General features: G+C 69.8%; 12 protein-coding genes and 1 pseudogene. 8 read left to right on the plus strand and 5 right to left on the minus strand.

All coding sequences use genetic code 11. The features are described 5' to 3' along the window. Window positions 1–80 precede the first annotated feature (80 nt). Window positions 81–1,844, minus strand: coding sequence for an aspartate--tRNA ligase (gene aspS, locus OHN19_RS20965; protein WP_330265670.1), 1,764 nt, complete (start codon window positions 1,842–1,844; stop codon window positions 81–83). Between the two features lie 144 nt (window positions 1,845–1,988). On the opposite strand from aspS, the gene OHN19_RS20970 reads away from it, so the two are divergent. Both OHN19_RS20970 and OHN19_RS20975 read left to right on the plus strand, forming a co-directional pair. Then, on the plus strand, window positions 1,989–4,211 hold the full coding sequence (locus OHN19_RS20970) for a SpoIIE family protein phosphatase (RefSeq protein ID WP_330265671.1): 2,223 nt from the start codon (window positions 1,989–1,991) through the stop codon (window positions 4,209–4,211). Between the two features lie 140 nt (window positions 4,212–4,351). After that, a complete protein-coding gene (locus OHN19_RS20975) occupies window positions 4,352–5,083 on the plus strand; it encodes a hypothetical protein (RefSeq protein ID WP_330265672.1) in 732 nt (243 codons plus the stop codon). A 46-nt stretch (window positions 5,084–5,129) separates the two neighbouring features. On the opposite strand, the pseudogene OHN19_RS43935 reads toward OHN19_RS20975, so the two are convergent. Next, window positions 5,130–5,228: pseudogene (locus tag OHN19_RS43935) on the minus strand (pirin family protein); the annotation flags it as partial. A gap of 225 nt (window positions 5,229–5,453) precedes the next feature. On the opposite strand from OHN19_RS43935, the gene OHN19_RS20985 reads away from it, so the two are divergent. Continuing rightward, entirely contained in the window at window positions 5,454–6,959 is a 1,506-nt protein-coding gene (locus OHN19_RS20985; RefSeq protein ID WP_330294119.1) for a recombinase family protein, read from the plus strand. Window positions 6,960–7,034: 75 nt separating this feature from the next. Here the strand turns inward: OHN19_RS20985 and OHN19_RS20990 are convergent, their stop codons facing one another. Then, window positions 7,035–8,006 carry a pirin family protein gene (locus OHN19_RS20990; RefSeq protein ID WP_330265674.1) on the minus strand — a complete coding sequence of 324 codons (972 nt, stop codon included), beginning with the start codon at window positions 8,004–8,006 and terminating at the stop codon, window positions 7,035–7,037. A gap of 119 nt (window positions 8,007–8,125) precedes the next feature. After that, on the minus strand, window positions 8,126–9,616 hold the full coding sequence (locus OHN19_RS20995) for an MFS transporter (RefSeq protein WP_330265675.1): 1,491 nt from the start codon (window positions 9,614–9,616) through the stop codon (window positions 8,126–8,128). 253 nt (window positions 9,617–9,869) lie between these two features. Here OHN19_RS20995 and OHN19_RS21000 point away from each other — a divergent pair, with 253 nt between their 5' ends. Beyond that, complete coding sequence (locus tag OHN19_RS21000) at window positions 9,870–10,607, plus strand: TetR/AcrR family transcriptional regulator C-terminal domain-containing protein (protein WP_330265676.1); 738 nt, start codon at window positions 9,870–9,872, stop codon at window positions 10,605–10,607. An 80-nt stretch (window positions 10,608–10,687) separates the two neighbouring features. On the opposite strand, the gene OHN19_RS21005 is transcribed toward OHN19_RS21000, so the two are convergent. Next, window positions 10,688–11,164, minus strand: coding sequence for an SseB family protein (locus OHN19_RS21005; protein WP_330265677.1), 477 nt, complete (start codon window positions 11,162–11,164; stop codon window positions 10,688–10,690). Between the two features lie 139 nt (window positions 11,165–11,303). Here OHN19_RS21005 and OHN19_RS21010 point away from each other — a divergent pair, with 139 nt between their 5' ends. From OHN19_RS21010 to OHN19_RS21025, 4 genes are all read left to right on the plus strand, one after another. Further along, window positions 11,304–12,149, plus strand: coding sequence for an intradiol ring-cleavage dioxygenase (locus tag OHN19_RS21010; RefSeq protein ID WP_330265678.1), 846 nt, complete (start codon window positions 11,304–11,306; stop codon window positions 12,147–12,149). 129 nt (window positions 12,150–12,278) lie between these two features. Further along, window positions 12,279–14,105 carry an acyl-CoA dehydrogenase gene (locus OHN19_RS21015; protein ID WP_330265679.1) on the plus strand — a complete coding sequence of 609 codons (1,827 nt, stop codon included), beginning with the start codon at window positions 12,279–12,281 and terminating at the stop codon, window positions 14,103–14,105. A 372-nt stretch (window positions 14,106–14,477) separates the two neighbouring features. Then, the gene (locus tag OHN19_RS21020; protein ID WP_330265680.1) at window positions 14,478–15,773 is read left to right on the plus strand and encodes a M18 family aminopeptidase; all 1,296 of its coding nucleotides are present in this window, start codon (window positions 14,478–14,480) and stop codon (window positions 15,771–15,773) included. A 131-nt stretch (window positions 15,774–15,904) separates the two neighbouring features. Then, a complete protein-coding gene (locus OHN19_RS21025; protein ID WP_330265681.1) occupies window positions 15,905–16,153 on the plus strand; it encodes a DUF6458 family protein in 249 nt (82 codons plus the stop codon). Window positions 16,154–16,237 lie beyond the last annotated feature (84 nt).

Below are 16,237 nucleotides of genomic sequence, written 5' to 3' on the forward strand. Positions count from 1 at the left end.
GAGCGGACTGTGGCTTGCTGTGATGCCGGAAGGGCCCGGAACCGGCACCGGTTCCGAGCCCTTCTCGTCCTGCCCGGGTCCTACTTCGGCTGCGGCTTGCGCACCGACAGGTGCAGCTCCCTCAGCCGGGCCTCCTCCAGCTCCGTCGGCGCGCCCATCATCAGGTCCTGGGCGTTGCCGTTGAGCGGGAAGGAGATGGTCTCGCGGATGTTCGGCTCGTCCGCGAGGAGCATGACGATGCGGTCGACGCCGGGGGCGATGCCGCCGTGCGGCGGGGCGCCGAAGCGGAACGCGCGCAGCATGCCGGCGAACTTCTCCTCGACGGTCTCCTTGTCGTAGCCCGCGATCTCGAACGCCTTGAGCATGATGTCCGGCTCGTGGTTCCGGATCGCACCGGAGGACAGCTCGACGCCGTTGCAGACGATGTCGTACTGCCAGCCCAGGATGTCCAGCGGGTCCTGGGTCTCCAGGGCCTCGAGGCCGCCCTGCGGCATGGAGAACGGGTTGTGCGAGAAGTCGATCGCGCCGGTCTCCTCGTCCTTCTCGTACATCGGGAAGTCGACGATCCAGCAGAACCGGAAGACGCCCTCCTCGAAGTGCCCGGCACGCTTGGCGGCCTCGACGCGGACCGCGCCCATGATCTTCGAGACCTCGTCGAACTCGCCCGCGCCGAAGAACACCGCGTGCCCGGCGGCCAGCGACAGCCGCTTGGTCAGCTCGGCGACGTTCTCCTCGGTGAGGAACTTCGCGATCGGGCCGGACAGCGAGCCGTCCTCGGCCACCCGCACCCAGGCCAGGCCCTTGGCGCCCTGCGAGACCGCGTAGTCACCGAGCTGGTCGAAGAACTTCCGGGGCTGCGCGGAGACGTCCGGGACCGCCAGCGCCCGCACGTGCTTGCCGGCGAACGCCTTGAACTCCGAGCCCTCGAAGACGTCGGTGATGTCGACGAGCTCCAGCTTGGCCCGCAGGTCCGGCTTGTCGGAGCCGTACTTCAGCATCGCCTCGCGGAACGGGATCCGCGGGAACGGCGAGGTGACCTCGCGGCCGCCGCCGAACTCCGTGAACAGCTCGGTCATGAGCTGCTCGATCGGCTGGAAGACATCCTCCTGCTCGACGAAGCTCATCTCGACGTCGAGCTGGTAGAACTCGCCCGGCGAACGGTCCGCGCGCGCGTCCTCGTCACGGAAGCAGGGCGCGATCTGGAAGTAGCGGTCGAAGCCCGAGATCATCAGCAGCTGCTTGAACTGCTGCGGCGCCTGGGGGAGGGCGTAGAACTTGCCCGGGTTCAGGCGGGAGGGCACCACGAAGTCGCGGGCGCCCTCGGGGGAGGTCGCCGACAGGATCGGCGTCGCCATCTCGTTGAAGCCGAGGGCGACCATCTTCGAGCGGATCGAGGCGATCACCGACGACCGCAGCATGATGTTCTTGTGCATCCGCTCGCGGCGCAGGTCGAGGAAGCGGTACTCCAGGCGCCGCTCCTCGTTGACCCCGTCCTCGGTGTTGATCGTGAACGGCAGCGGGGCGGCCGCGCCGAGCAGCTCCACCTCGCCGACCTCGACCTCGATCTCACCGGTGGGCAGCTCGGAGTTGATGTTCTCCGCGCCCCGGGAGACCACCTTGCCGTCGACGCGGACCGTGGACTCCTTGGAGACCTTGTCCAGCGCCTCGTAGGCGGCGGTGCCCGGGCGGGCGACCAGCTGCGTGATGCCGTAGTGATCGCGCAGATCGATGAAGAGGATGCCGCCCAGGTCGCGCCGATTGTGCAGCCAGCCACTCAGTCGGACGTCGGTGCCGACGTCAGAGGAGCGGAGCTCGCCGCAGGTGTGGGACCTGTACCGATGCATCGTCGTTCATCCAGCCTTCGCGGATCGGGGTGTGTTTCACGTGAAACTGAGCCCCAGCCTACCGGGGCCCCCGCGATCGCCTCCCCACCATTACGACTCGGCCAACAGTGGCACTCCCGGATCCCCTGTTCTTAAAGTGGGGCAATGCGCACTGGTGAGCCCCTGCCCGCCGTGGGGGATGTCCTCACCGCCCTCGCGACCGGCCTGTGGCACTGGGACACCGCCACCGAACTGGTCACGGTCGACGCGGAGGCCGCCCGGCTGCTCGGCCTGCCCGCCGAGCGGGCCACCCTCACGGAGGCCCAGGCCCGGGCCCGGCTGCACCCCGTCGACTGGAACGAGATCATCAGCGTCGTCGGGCTCGCCGTCGCCGAGGACACCCTCGCCGAGGTCCGGATCAGGATCATGAACGAGCGGGGCGAGGTGGTCCGTACCGTACGCAGCCGCTCCAAGCCGTCGTACGACCGGCAGAAGAAGTCGTTCCGGCTGATCGGCACCCTCCAGGAGGTCACCGAGCCGACCCCCGGCACCCCCGCCGGACGCACCGCGGTCACCGGGGACTGGCGGCGCTCCCGCGAGGCCTTCCTGCTGGACGCGGGCCGCGCCCTGGCCGAGGCCCGCTCCACCGCCGAGGTCCTGCGGGTCGCCGCGGGCCTGTCCATGCCCGGCTTCAGCCCCGACGGCCTGGCCGTCTTCGGCGTCGAGGGCGACCGGCTGACGATCATCGGCCACCACGGCCAGCAGCCCGGCGACGAGAGCCCCTTCTCCCACATGTCCCTGGAGACCGACTATCCGGCCGCCGAGGTCGTCCGCACCGGCCGCGCCGTCTACCTCTCCAGCCCCGACGCCTACCGCTCCCGCTACCCGGTCACCTGGCCGCTCGCGCAGCGCTTCGACCGCCAGTCCTGGGCGTTCCTGCCGCTGACGGTGGCCGGCCGCACCATGGGCGCCTGGATGGCGGGCTTCGCCTACCCGGTCGCCTTCACCCCCGACGAACGCTCCGTGCTGACGACGGTGGCCCGGATGCTGGCCCAGGCACTGTCCCGCGCGGGCGTGGCCGAGTCCGAACGGGAACTCACCGACGGCCTCCAGCGCTCCATGCTCCCGAGCCTCGGCCCCGAGATACCCGGCATGACCGTCGCCGCCCGCTACGTCCCCACCGGTGGCGGCCTCCAGGTCGGCGGCGACTGGTACGACATGATCCCGCTGCCCGGCGGCACCTCGCGCGCGAGCGCCGGCGGCGGCCGCTTCGCCCTGGTCATCGGGGACGTCCAGGGCCATGACGTCCGGGCGGCCGGCCTCATGGGCCAGCTCCGCATCGCCCTGCGCGCCTACGCCTCCGAGGGCCACCGCCCCGACGCGGTCCTCTCCCGCGCCTCCCGCTTCCTCAACGGCATGACGTACGGCGGCGACGGCGACCCCAACGACACCCGGTTCGCGACCTGCCTGTACATCGAGGTCGATCCGGCGACCGGCGCCCTGGAGGTGGCCCGGGCCGGCCATCCCGAGCCTGCGATCCGTCTGACCGACGGCACGGTCCTGGCCCGCACCACGACCGGCGGCCTCCCGCTGGGCATCGACCCGGACGCCGACTACCCCACGACCCGGATCGTCCTCCAGCCCGGCGAGACGCTGATGCTCTGCACGGACGGACTGATCGAGACCGGCGGCCATGACTTCGAGACCGGCTGGAAACGCGTCCGCACGATCCTGGAGACCCACGACGGCGGCACGGAGGAACTCGCCGACGCCCTGGTCCAGGCCGTCCACGGCCCCTCCTCCCACCACACCACCGGCCCCCTCGCCGACCGCCGCGAGGACGACATAGCGGTCCTCCTGCTGCACCGGCAGTCGCAGACCGGCGGCGACCCGGCCGCCCCACGGCCCTCCGTCCGCCGCACGATGCTCTCGGTGGCCCAGGCGGAACCGGAACGGATCGCGGTGGCCCGCCAGCAGCTGCGCGAGCTGCTGCACGACTGGCCCTCCGCCGACCAGGTCGACTCGGCGGTCCTGCTGCTCTCCGAGACGCTGACGAACGTCCTGGTCCACACCGACGCGGACGCGCTGCTCCTCGCCGAGGTCCGCGGCGAGCCCGGCGACCGGCGGATGCGTGTCGAGGTCACCGACACCAGCGACGACCTCCCCCACAAGCGACGCCCGGGCGAACTGGCCTCCTCGGGCCGCGGCCTGATGCTGATCGAGCTGCTGGCGGATCTGTGGGGCGTGGACCCCCGGGGCGAGGGCAAGAGCATCTGGTTCGAGCTCTACGAGACCCCGGGCGAGACTCCGGGCTTGACCTCGGGCGAGACCCCGGGCTTGACCTCGGGCGAGCTGTCGGACGGGGCCTCCGGCGAGCCCTCCGCCTAGCACGGGGACAGGGCGCGGGTGTCAACACGCGCCACACCATCACCCTTTCTGGTGACCACCCGGCGACTGGCGGCGACGGCTGCCGCACCGCCTGCACGATGTGTGCCCTGGCCGTGATCCGCCGCACGCAAGGACGTCGCATGGGCAAGCCCGCATCCCCGAAGGACCGTGGCAAGGGGTCCTCGTTCTCACTGTCGTACGAAGGCGCCCAACGCGAACCCTCCAACCACATCACGCTGGGGAAGAGCGGCTTCTCGTTCAAGGGCTCGGCCATAGCCCTGCTGGCCCTCGCCGGGCTGACCGCGGCCGGCGCGGCGGCCTACGCGACGCTGTCCGGCCAGAGCCAGGGCAACCCGAGCGGTACGGGCGTGACACCCGGCACGAGCGTGACAGCGGGCGCGGCCGACACCGCCGCGACGGCACCGACGAGGTCCGGGCCGCCGGTGTCCCCCACACCGGATGCCCCCCAGGCAGCCGGAGCCGAGGTGACGGCGGTACGGGAACACCGCAAGGTCGTCCTGCGGTCCGGCTCCAACGTGGACCTGGACTTCACCAACGGCTCCCCCGACATCATCTTCTCCCTGCCGGCGAACGCCGACGACGGCTACACCATCGCCGGCGAGAACGGCGACCTCGCCACCGTCAACGGCACCGCGACCGCCGAGAGCTGCGCCGCGGCCACCGCCTTCGGCTTCACCATCGACCAGAAGAACATCCGCAGGGGCCTCACGGCCTGCGTGCTCACCGACGAGAACCGGGTCGCCGCCCTCACGATCCTCGGCTGGCAGGCGGACGACGTGAACTACGCAGGCGGCCTGTCGTCGGTCACCATGGACGTCACCACCTGGGAAAAGCCGGAGAGCACGGCCTGAGGCCCGAGCGCGTGCCCTACAGCCCGCGGACCTTGAGGGAGCCACCGGCACCGACACTCCCGCGCCCCGCCAGCACGTACGCCAGCCCGTTGAAGTCCTCCCGCCAGGGCGGCGTGATCTCCGCACCCGGCGCGACCGGGCAGTGAGGCGGACAGCCGGGCGAGCCGCCGACAGCAGAGCTGATCACTTTCCGCAATGGGCTGCGACGTTCCGTAGTGATCACCTAACGTTCCCCTGACAAACAACCCCGGCCGGGTGTTCGCAGCACCCGCCGGGGTCTCACCACAGGATCGAACGGACCGATCTCATGGATAACAGCGACCCTAGCGCTGTCCTGCGCACCCCCGCACGCCCCGAAGCCGTAACCGGCATGGCGATCCGGGTGGGGGTGTACCTACGCCAATCCGAACTCCGTGTCACCGGGAGCGAGGCCAGCACCGCGGCTCAGCACAGAGAATGCCTGAAGGCCCTGGAGTCGTGGGACGTCCCGCCCGCTCACGTCGAGGTCTACGAGGACCTGGGGATCAGCGCCTTCAAAAACGTGGAACGCCCCGGCTACGGACGGCTGCTGCGCGATGTCCGGGCCGGGCGCATCAACGTGATCATGGTGCACTACATGTCCCGGCTCAGCCGCAAGAGCCCCGCGGAGACGTACGACGAACTTCGCCCACTCCTCACGAACCGTGTGCGCATCATCAGCGTCGGCGAGCGTCGCGAGTTCCACACCGACAACCCGCTCGCGCTGATGGAACTCTTGCTCAAGCTGCAGGCCGGCCACGACGAGAGCATGAACAAGAGCCGCGCCGTCAAAGCCGCCAAGGCACTGGAGGCCAGCCTGGGCGGCTACACCGGCAAGGTCCCCTTCGGCTTCACCCTCGTCCGTGAGACGCGTAGATCCCCCGAGGGAAAGCCCGTCTGCGTCAAGGTCCTCACGCCTGACGAAAATCACGAAGCACCGATCGTCCGCCGCATCGTGGACATCGTCGAGGAATGGATCGCGACGGACGACACGTCCGGCTCCTGCTGGAACCTCGCCCGCCGCCTCGATGCCGAAGGCCACCTGACCCGCGGCAGGAAGACCGCGCAACGGCACGCCGACGCCGCCTGGGACGACAGGACCCTGAAGCGCATCCTGGTCGATCCCCGCATCGCCGGGTTCGCCTGTGAGAGCAGGTATGGGGTCCGCCGTGACGGCACACCGAGCAACAAGGTCGTCGAGTATCGCGTCGTCCGGGACGACCGGGGAAACCCCGTGACGATGTGCGAGCCGATCGTCAGCCCCGAGCGGTGGTACCGCGTCCACCAGTGGCTGCGAGACCGTCATCCCGGCGGTGGGGACTGGCATGGCAGAGCCGCAGGGGCCCTGTCGGCCATGAAACTCCTGTACTGCGAGTGCGGCGCCTACATGACACACGGTGGAAGCGGCTTCAAGAAGCACTACCGGTGCCGTCGCCGGGCTGTGGAACCAGGCCGGCACATGGGGACAGTCACCATCGGCGCGAAGGGCATCGAGGAGTACCTCGCCCGCCAGGTTCTCGCCATGATCGCGGCGGCCCAGCACGACGAAGCGGCCAAGGCCGTTCTCACCCATGCCACAGCACGGTACGAGCAAGAACAGGAACGCGTCCGAATCGAAGAGCTGAGTCCAGGTGAACTCCCTTGCTGCACCTGGCTGCCACCGGAGGGAGCCGACCCTGTCGGCCCAGGATCGTGGTGGTGGAACGCCACCCGTGACGACAAACGCGCCTTCTTCCGGCTCTTCTTGAACCGTGTCGAGGTGCGCAAGGCCTATCGCCACGCGGGCCGGAGCGTGCCCACCGAGTCACGCGTCAGCATCACTTGGGCAGGCGGCGTCACGTTCGACGCGCCGCGCTGACTACCGGGGAGGAAGGGCTTGATGCCGCAGACGTTCCTGCGGCATCAAGCCCGACCGACGGAGCGGGTCACGCTCCTACAGGCCGCCCTCCGACATTCCGTGCACGGCGGGAATCGTCCCCAGCCGTCCCTTCTGGAAGTCGTCGAAGGCCTGCTGGAGTTCCTCACGGGTGTTCATGACGAACGGACCGTAGTGGACCATCGGTTCGCGGATCGGCCGGCCGCCCAGGAGGACGACCTCGAGGGCCGGCGCGTTGGAGTCCTGCTTCTCGTCCGCGCTGATGGTCAGGGACGAACCGGCGCCGAAGACGGCGGTCTGGCCCAAGTGGATGGGACGGTGCTCGGCACCCACGCTGCCACGGCCCGCCAGGACGTACGCGAGAGCGTTGTACTCCTCACTCCACGGCAGGGTGATCTCCGCACCCGGTGCCAGCGTCGCGTGGATCATCGTGATCGGCGTGTGGGTGATGCCGGGCCCCTGGTGCCCGTCCAGCTCGCCCGCGATCACCCGCAACAGAGCGCCGCCGTCCGGCGACGTCAGCAGCTGGACCTGGCCACCCCGGATGTCCTGGTAGCGCGGGTCCTTCATCTTGTCCTTGGCCGGCAAATTCACCCACAGCTGGAGGCCGTGGAAGAGGCCGCCGGACTTCACGAGCGACTCGGGCGGAGTCTCGATGTGCAGGAGGCCGGAGCCTGCTGTCATCCACTGCGTGTCACCGTTCGTGATGGTGCCGCCGCCACCGTTGGAGTCCTGGTGGATGAAGGTGCCGTCGATGATGTACGTGACGGTCTCGAAGCCACGGTGCGGATGCCAGGGGGTCCCCTTCGGGGCGCCGGCAGGGTAATCGACCTCCCCCATCTGATCCATCATGATGAACGGATCCAGGTGCCGGTAATGGATCCCCGCGAACGCCCTGCGCACCGGGAAGCCCTCGCCCTCGAAGCCACTCGGCGCGGTCGTCACGCCGAGGACGGGACGGGCCACCGCGTCCGCCGTCGCGGCCACGCGCGGCAGGGTCAGCGGGTTGTCGACAGTCACTGCAGGCATGTCGGTACCTCCTTGTGGTTCGAGTTTAGTTGAGCGTTGAACTTTCTGCCACCCTCAACGGCAGAAGCCCGGAGGGCATTCCCTCCAGGCTTCTCCGCGTCCTCGACCCGTTGAAGAGGTCAGGCGGCGAGTGCCGGTTCGCGATCAGTCGTCTCCTTCGGTGTCCGCCGGTCGCCCCGCATCACCAGCGCCGCCAGCACCGCCGCCGCCAGGACGCCGATCGCGCTGACCGTGAAGGTCATGGACATCGAGGCGGTGAAGGCCTCGCGGGCCGCCGCCACCAGAGCCGGGTCCTTCAGGGCCACCGCTCCGGCTATCGAGTGCCTCGCCTGCTCCGGCGTCCCCTCCGGCATCCGGTCCGCGAACCCGCTCGACAGCAGCGAGCCGAGGATCGCGATGCCCAGTGCGGTGCCCGCCTGCTGGACGGTGTCGTTCAGGGCCGAGCCGACTCCCGCCTTGTCCTCGGGGATGGTACCCATCAGCGCGGCCACCGCGGCCGGCATCGCCAGACCCGCACCGAGGCCGAGCAGGCCGAGTGCCACCGCCGGGACGGTGAAGCCGGAGTCCGCCGTGACCGTGGTCAGCAGGGCGAAGCAGGCCGCCATCACCAGCATGCCCGCCAGGATCACCCACCGGTTGCCGTACTTCGCGGCGAGCTTGACCCCGGCGCCGTTGCCGAGGAGGGCCGTGACCGCGAGCGGCAGGAAGGCCAGGCCGGCCTTGACGGGCGAGTAGCCGAGCACGAACTGGAGGTACTGGGTCAGGACGAGCAGGAGGCCGCCGTTGCCGATCTGGACCAGGGCCAGGGAGAGCGAACCGCCGCTGAAGTCGCGGTGCTTGAAGAGGACGAGCGGGACCATGGGGGACCTGGTGGTGTTCTCCCAGATCACGAAGCCGGTCAGGGACACGAGGGCGACGGGCAGTGCGGCGGTCCAGGGGCCGTGCTGGGGGAGTTCGATGATCCACCAGACGAGGGCGGTCATGCCGGCCGCGGAGAGCAGCGCGCCCAGCGGGTCGGCCTTCTGCCAGGGCGCCCTCGACTCCGGCATCAGGGTCACGCCGGCGATGAGCGCCAGGGCGACCACCGGCACGTTGAGGAGGAAGATCGACTGCCAGGAGAAGTGGTCGATGAGGACGCCGCCCAGCACGGGGCTGCCGACCAGTCCGAGCATGGCCACCGAGCTCCAGGCGGCCATCGCCTTGCCGCGTTCGTCCTCGGCGAAGACGGTGATGAGGATCGAGAGCGTGGAGGGCATGATCAGCGCGCCGCCGAGGCCCATCGCGACCCGGACGGCTATCACCTCGCCGGGGGTGGTGCACCAGGTCGCGGCCAGGGAGGCGGCTCCGAAGAGCAGGAGCCCGATCAGCATGACCCGGCGGCGGCCGAAGCGGTCGCCGAGGCTGCCGGAGGTGAGCAGGAGGCCGGCGAAGACGAGGATGTAGGAGTCCAGGATCCACTGGGTGTCCTGGGCGCTCGCGCCGATCTCCTCGGTCATCACGGGCACCGCGACGGTCAGCGCCATGCTGTCGACGACCAGCACGAGGCTGCTCAGGCAGAGCACGACCAGGATCCACCAGCGGCGTGGATCGCGGGTTTCCAAGGCGTCCATGACAGTTCCCCTCCGGCTTTATGGACACGGCTTTATGGACACGGCTGCGTGAACACCGCTCCTTCGTTGCGAACACTGTACGCACAGCGGAACGCTGTTCGCAACCCCCGACTGATGTACGCTCGACGCGAACGACGTACGCAACAGGTCGGCCACGGCCGAAGGACCAAACGGCCAGAGGACCAAACGGCCAGAGGGCCAGGCGGCCAGAGGGCCAGAGGGCCAGACAGCCGGATACCCCGGAGGAGCACCGATGCCGACGAAGCCGAGCCCCATCCCCTCCGTCTGGGCCCGCCCCCAGCGGGAGTCCGATCAGCCGGCGCTCAGCCGTGCCGCGATCGTGCGCGAGGCGATCGTCATGCTGGACGCGGAGGGCGTCGAGGCGCTGAGCATGCGCAAGCTCGCCACCCGGCTGAACGCGGGCGCCGCCTCCCTCTACCGGCACGTGGCCACGAAGGACGAGCTGATGGAGCTGGCGGTGGACGAGGTCGCCGCGGAGATTGACGTCCCGTCGGCGGACGGCCCCGACTGGCGCGCGGCCGTCACGGAGGCGGCCCGCTCCTTCCGCACGACAGCGCTACGGCACCCTTGGCTGCCCCCGGTCCTCGGCCAGGCGGGCCTCGCCTATCTCGGCCCCAACCTGATGTCCTACTCGGAGCGGCTGGCGGCCCTGTTCACGGCCGCCGGATTCCCGGATCCCGGTACGGCGATCGACGCGGTGCTGTCGTACGTGATCGGCATGAGCACCACGGAAGCGGCCTGGCTCACCACGGTGGCCCGCTCCGGTGAGTCGGAGTCCGGGCTGATCGCCCGCCTCCTGCCGGCGGTCCAGCAGGCCACGGCCCCCCACAGTCACCTGTCCCGGAGCCACGCCGAGACGGAGGAGGCGGTGACCACGGACCCGGCGGCCCTCAGAGAGGCCAAGTTCAAGGCCGCCCTGGACATCGTCCTGGACGGCCTGTCACTGCGGCTCGAAGCGCCGGCTTCCTGAGCCGCGGCTCACCCCGCCGGCTCCGCGAGGGCGCGCGTCCACTTCCCGAGGGCGCGCGTCTACTTCCCGAGGGCGCGTGTCTAGCCGTACATCCGCCGCATCGCGAACTCGACCATCTGCTCGACGGCCTTCGCGTCGAAGACGATCCGGTGCTCCCCCTCCATGTCGAGGACGAACCCGTACCCGGTCGGCAGCAGGTCGAGGACCTCGGCGCCGGTGATCACGAAGTACTTGGACTCCTTGCCCGCGTACCTGCGCAGTTCCTTGAGCGTGGTGAACATGGGGATCACCGGCTGCTGGGTGTTGTGCAGGGCGAGGAACCCGGGGTTGTCGCCGCGCGGGCAGTAGACCTTGGACGTGGCGAAGACCTGCTGGAAGTCCTCGGCCGCCATCTGCCCGGTGGTGAAGGCACGCACCGCGTCCGCGAGGGAGGGCGGGGACGGCTCGGGGTACAGCGGCGGCTGCTGGCCGTACCCGCCCACACCGCCGGCCATGGGCTGCTGCGGTGGGACGCCGTACTGCTGCTGGGCGCCAGCGTTCTGGTCGTAGCCGTACATGGGCGTAAGCGTACCGAGGGGGGTGAGGGCGGCGGGCGGCTACCGGCACCCAGGGGTGCCGGAGCCCCCGGGAAACCGACAGTGACCTGACAGCGGCCGGCTCTGGGATTCGGGCCGCGGTCGCTCGTAGCGTCGAGTCATGAGCGGACATCAGGATGACGAGACGCATGAGCACGACCGGGGGCTCTCCTACGACCTTCCCGTGCTGGCCCGCCGGCGGATGATCCGGCTCATGGCGGGGGCGGGGGCGGGTCTGGTGCCGCTGGTGGGCTGCACCGCCGACGGCTCCTCCTCTACGGCCCGGACGTCGCCGTCCGCCACGGACACGAGGGCGGCCACGGAGACGGACACCACGTGCGCCCCCATCCCCGAGGAGACCGCCGGCCCCTACCCCGGCGACGGCTCGAACGGCGTGAACGTGCTGAAGGAGAGCGGAGTCGTCCGCACCGACATCACCAGCAGCTTCGGCGACTCCGCGGGCGGCACCGCCGAGGGCGTGCCCCTGACGCTGACGCTCACGGTGGTGGACGCCGCTTCCGGCTGCGGGACCCCGAGGAAGGGGGCCGCCGTGTACGTGTGGCACTGCGACCGGGAGGGCGGCTACTCCCTCTACACCGAGGGCGTCACCGACGAGAACTACCTGCGGGGCGTCCAGGAGACCGACGACCAAGGGCGGGTCACCTTCACCAGCGTCTTCCCCGGCTGCTACCCGGGCCGCTGGCCGCACGTCCACTTCGAGGTCTACGGCAGCCTGGAGGACGCGACGAGCGCCACCGCGATCACCAGCACCTCGCAGCTCGCCTTCCCGAAGGACGTGTGCGACACCGTGTACGCGACCGAGGGGTACGAGGGGAGCGTGGCCAATCTGCGACGGCTCTCGCTGGAGTCGGACATGGTCTTCCGGGACGGCCACGACCACCAGCTCGCGACGGTGAAGGGGAGTGCGGAGGAGGGGTACGCCGCTTCGCTGACCGTCGCGGTGTGACTCCTCACAGATGGCCGGATCGGGGTTGCGACTTATTACCGACGGGTAGCATCATCGTAGCTACTTGTTGGTATGTGAACGGGTGCGAGGAACCAGGTGCCTCGCCGATCTCTTGACGGAGCCATCGCCATGGGGCACTACAAGTCCAATCTCCGCGACATCGAGTTCAACCTCTTCGAAGTACTCGAGCGCGACAAGCTGTACGGCACGGGTCCGTTCGCCGAGATGGACGTCGACACCGCGAAGAGCATCCTGGAGGAGCTGACCCGCCTCTCCGAGAACGAGCTCGCGGAGTCCTTCGCGGACGCCGACCGCAACCCGCCGGTCTTCGACCCGGAGACCAACACCGCGCCGGTCCCGGCGTCCTTCAAGAAGAGCTACAAGGCCTTCATGGACTCCGAGTACTGGCGGCTCGGCCTGCCCGAGGAGATCGGCGGCACCACCTCGCCCCGCTCCCTGATCTGGGCCTTCGCCGAGCTGATCCTGGGCGCCAACCCGGCCGTCTGGATGTACTCCTCGGGCCCCGCGTTCGCCGGCATCCTCTTCGAGGAGGGCAACGAGGTCCAGAAGCACATCGCCAAGGTCGCCGTGGAGAAGCAGTGGGGCTCCACCATGGTGCTGACCGAGCCCGACGCGGGCTCCGACGTCGGCGCCGGCCGCACCAAGGCGGTCCAGCAGGAGGACGGCTCCTGGCACATCGAGGGCGTGAAGCGCTTCATCACCAGCGGTGAGCACGACATGGAGGAGAACATCCTCCACTACGTCCTCGCGCGGCCGGAGGGTGCCGGTCCGGGCACCAAGGGCCTGTCCCTCTTCCTCGTCCCGAAGTACCTCTTCGACTTCGAGACCGGCGAGCTGGGCGAGCGCAACGGTGTGTACGCGACGAACGTCGAGCACAAGATGGGCCTCAAGGCCTCCAACACCTGCGAGATGACCTTCGGCGACCGGCACCCGGCCAAGGGCTGGCTCATCGGCGACAAGCACGACGGCATCCGCCAGATGTTCCGGATCATCGAGTTCGCGCGGATGATGGTCGGCACGAAGGCGATCTCCACGCTCTCGACGGGCTACCTGAACGCGCTGGAGTACGCCAAGGAGCGCGTCCAGGGCCCCGATCTCGCGAACTTCATGGACAAGACCGCGCCCAAGGTCACCATCACGCACCACCCGGACGTGCGCCGTTCGCTGATGACGCAGAAGGCGTACGCGGAGGGCATGCGCGCGCTGGTGCTGTACACGGCCTCCATCCAGGACGAGATCCAGGTCAAGGAGGCGGCGGGCGAGGACGTCAAGGCGCTGGAGGCGCTGAACGACCTGCTCCTGCCGATCGTGAAGGGCTACGGCTCGGAGAAGGGCTACGAGCAGCTCGCCCAGTCGCTCCAGACCTTCGGCGGCTCCGGCTTCCTCCAGGAGTACCCGATCGAGCAGTACATCCGGGACGCCAAGATCGACACCCTGTACGAGGGCACGACGGCGATCCAGGGCCAGGACTTCTTCTTCCGGAAGATCGTCCGCAACCAGGGTGCGGCCCTGAACTCGCTCGCCGAGGACATCAAGAAGTTCCTGGCGGTGGGCACCGGTGGCGAGGAGCTCGCGGGCGCCCGTGAGCACCTGGCCAAGGCGGCCGTCGAGCTGGAGGCGATCGTCGGTCTGATGCTGACCGACCTCGCGGCCACCGAGCAGGACGTCAAGAACATCTACAAGGTGGGTCTCAACACCACCCGCCTGCTGATGGCCTCCGGTGACGTCGTCGTCGGTTACCTGCTGCTCAAGGGTGCCGCGATCGCCGCCGAGAAGCTGGAGACGGCCTCCGCCAAGGACAAGCCCTTCTACACCGGCAAGATCGCGGCGGCGAAGTTCTTCGCGGCCAACGTCCTGCCCGGCGTGACCCTGGCCCGCAAGGTCGCCGAGGGCGTCGAGCTCGACCTGATGGACCTGGACGAGGCCGCGTTCTAGTCCTGGCGGGCGGTGTTCCCGTCCGGGCGGGGCCGCGCTCCCGTCCCGGCGGGGCCGCGCTCTGGTTCGGCAGGGCCGCGTTCCCGTCCCGACGGGGCTGCGTTCTGATCCCGGCGGGGCGGCGGCCCCGCCCCGTCAGGGTCCCGGCCCCGTCCGGGCAGGGTCGCGTCCCGGCCCCACGAGCCACCGGTTCCGCCCCCGCGGGGCCACGTTCCAGTCCCGGCGGGACGGCGGTCCGGTTCCGGCCGGGCCCCGGTCCCGTCCCCCGCGGGGCCGCGTTCTAGGACACACCCGTACAGCTGTCGCAGTCCTCACGAGGGCCCGCTCCCGTCGCTCGGGAGTGGGCCCTCGTACGTCGTTAAGGTGAACCCCATGAGCGCACCCCACCGCCTCGATCGCGGCCACACCGACGACCTCATGTCCTTCCTGGCGGCGAGCCCCACGCCGTACCACGCGGTGGCGAACGCCGCCGAGCGGCTGGAGAAGGCGGGCTTCCGCCAGGTCTCGGAGACGGACGCCTGGGAGGGGTCGAGCGGCGGCAAGTACGTGCTGCGCGGCGGCGCGATCATCGCCTGGTACGTCCCCGAGGACGCGGCGCCCCACACGCCGTACCGCATCGTCGGCGCGCACACCGACTCCCCGAACCTGCGCGTCAAGCCGCTGCCGGACAGCGGGGCGCACGGCTGGCGCCAGGTCGCCGTCGAGATCTACGGCGGCCCCCTGATGAACTCCTGGCTCGACCGTGACCTGGGGCTGGCCGGCCGGCTGGCCCTGCGGGACGGCTCGACGCGGCTGGTGAACGTGGACCGGCCGCTGCTGCGGGTGCCTCAGCTCGCCATCCACCTGGACCGCGCGGTCTCCTCGGACGGCCTCAAGCTCGACAAGCAGCGCCACCTCCAGCCCATCTGGGGACTCGGCGACGACGTGCGCGACGGCGACCTGATCGCCTTCCTGGAGGAGGAACTCGGGCTCGCGGCGGGCGAGGTGACCGGCTGGGACCTGATGACGCACTCGGTGGAGGCGCCCGCCTACCTGGGCCGGGACAAGGAGCTGGTGGCCGGCCCGCGGATGGACAACCTGCTGTCCGTGCACGCGGGGGTGGCCGCCCTGACCGCGGCGTCGTCCGGTTCGGAGCTGTCGTACATCCCCGTCCTCGCCGCCTTCGACCACGAGGAGAACGGTTCCCAGTCGGACACCGGCGCGGACGGACCGCTGCTCGGCGGGGTCCTGGAGCGCTCGGTGTTCGCGCGCGGCGGGTCCTACGAGGACCGGGCGCGGGCCTTCGCGGGGACGGTCTGTCTGTCCTCCGACACCGGGCACGCGGTGCACCCCAACTACGCGGAGCGGCACGACCCGACGCACCACCCGCGCGTCAACGGCGGGCCGATCCTCAAGGTCAACGTCAACAACCGCTACGCCACCGACGGTTCGGGCCGGGCCGTGTGGGCCGCCGCCTGCGAGAAGGCCGGGGTGCCCTTCCAGTCCTTCGTCTCCAACAACTCCATGCCCTGCGGCACGACGATCGGCCCGATCACCGCCGCCCGGCACGGCATCAAGACCGTCGACATCGGTGTGGCGATCCTGTCGATGCACAGCGTCCGGGAGTTGTGCGGCGCGGACGACCCGTACCTGCTGGCGAACGCTCTGGTGGCGTTCCTCGAAGGGTAGTTCTCACCCTTTGAAGGGCAGTACGGACTACTCGGAGGGCAGTTCGGACTCCTCGAAGGGTAGTTCGCGGGAAGTGGGGGTACCCGGGGTTCCGGACCGGAACGACCGGACCGGACAGGGAGGCGACACTCATGGGCCTCGGCGGGTGCATCATCCTCATCGCCGTGGGAGCAATCCTCACGTTCGCCACCGACTGGCACATGCAGGGGGTCAACCTCGATCTGGTCGGTGTGATCCTGATGATCGTGGGGCTGATCGGCGTGACGACGTTCAGCAGCATCGCCCGGCGGCGGCGCGTGGTGGTTCCGCCCACCGCACCGACCGTCGTCGAGGAGCCGCACGGGCGTCGGGACGGATACTCCGACGGATACGGCGCGTAACGGACATCGACGGAACCAAGGACGCACAGGGCGACTACAGACAACCGTGAGCAATCCGTGATCACGGTTGTCTTGTCCGCTTGT

The organism is Streptomyces griseorubiginosus (assembly GCF_036345115.1).
Lineage (GTDB): Bacteria > Actinomycetota > Actinomycetes > Streptomycetales > Streptomycetaceae > Streptomyces > Streptomyces griseorubiginosus_C.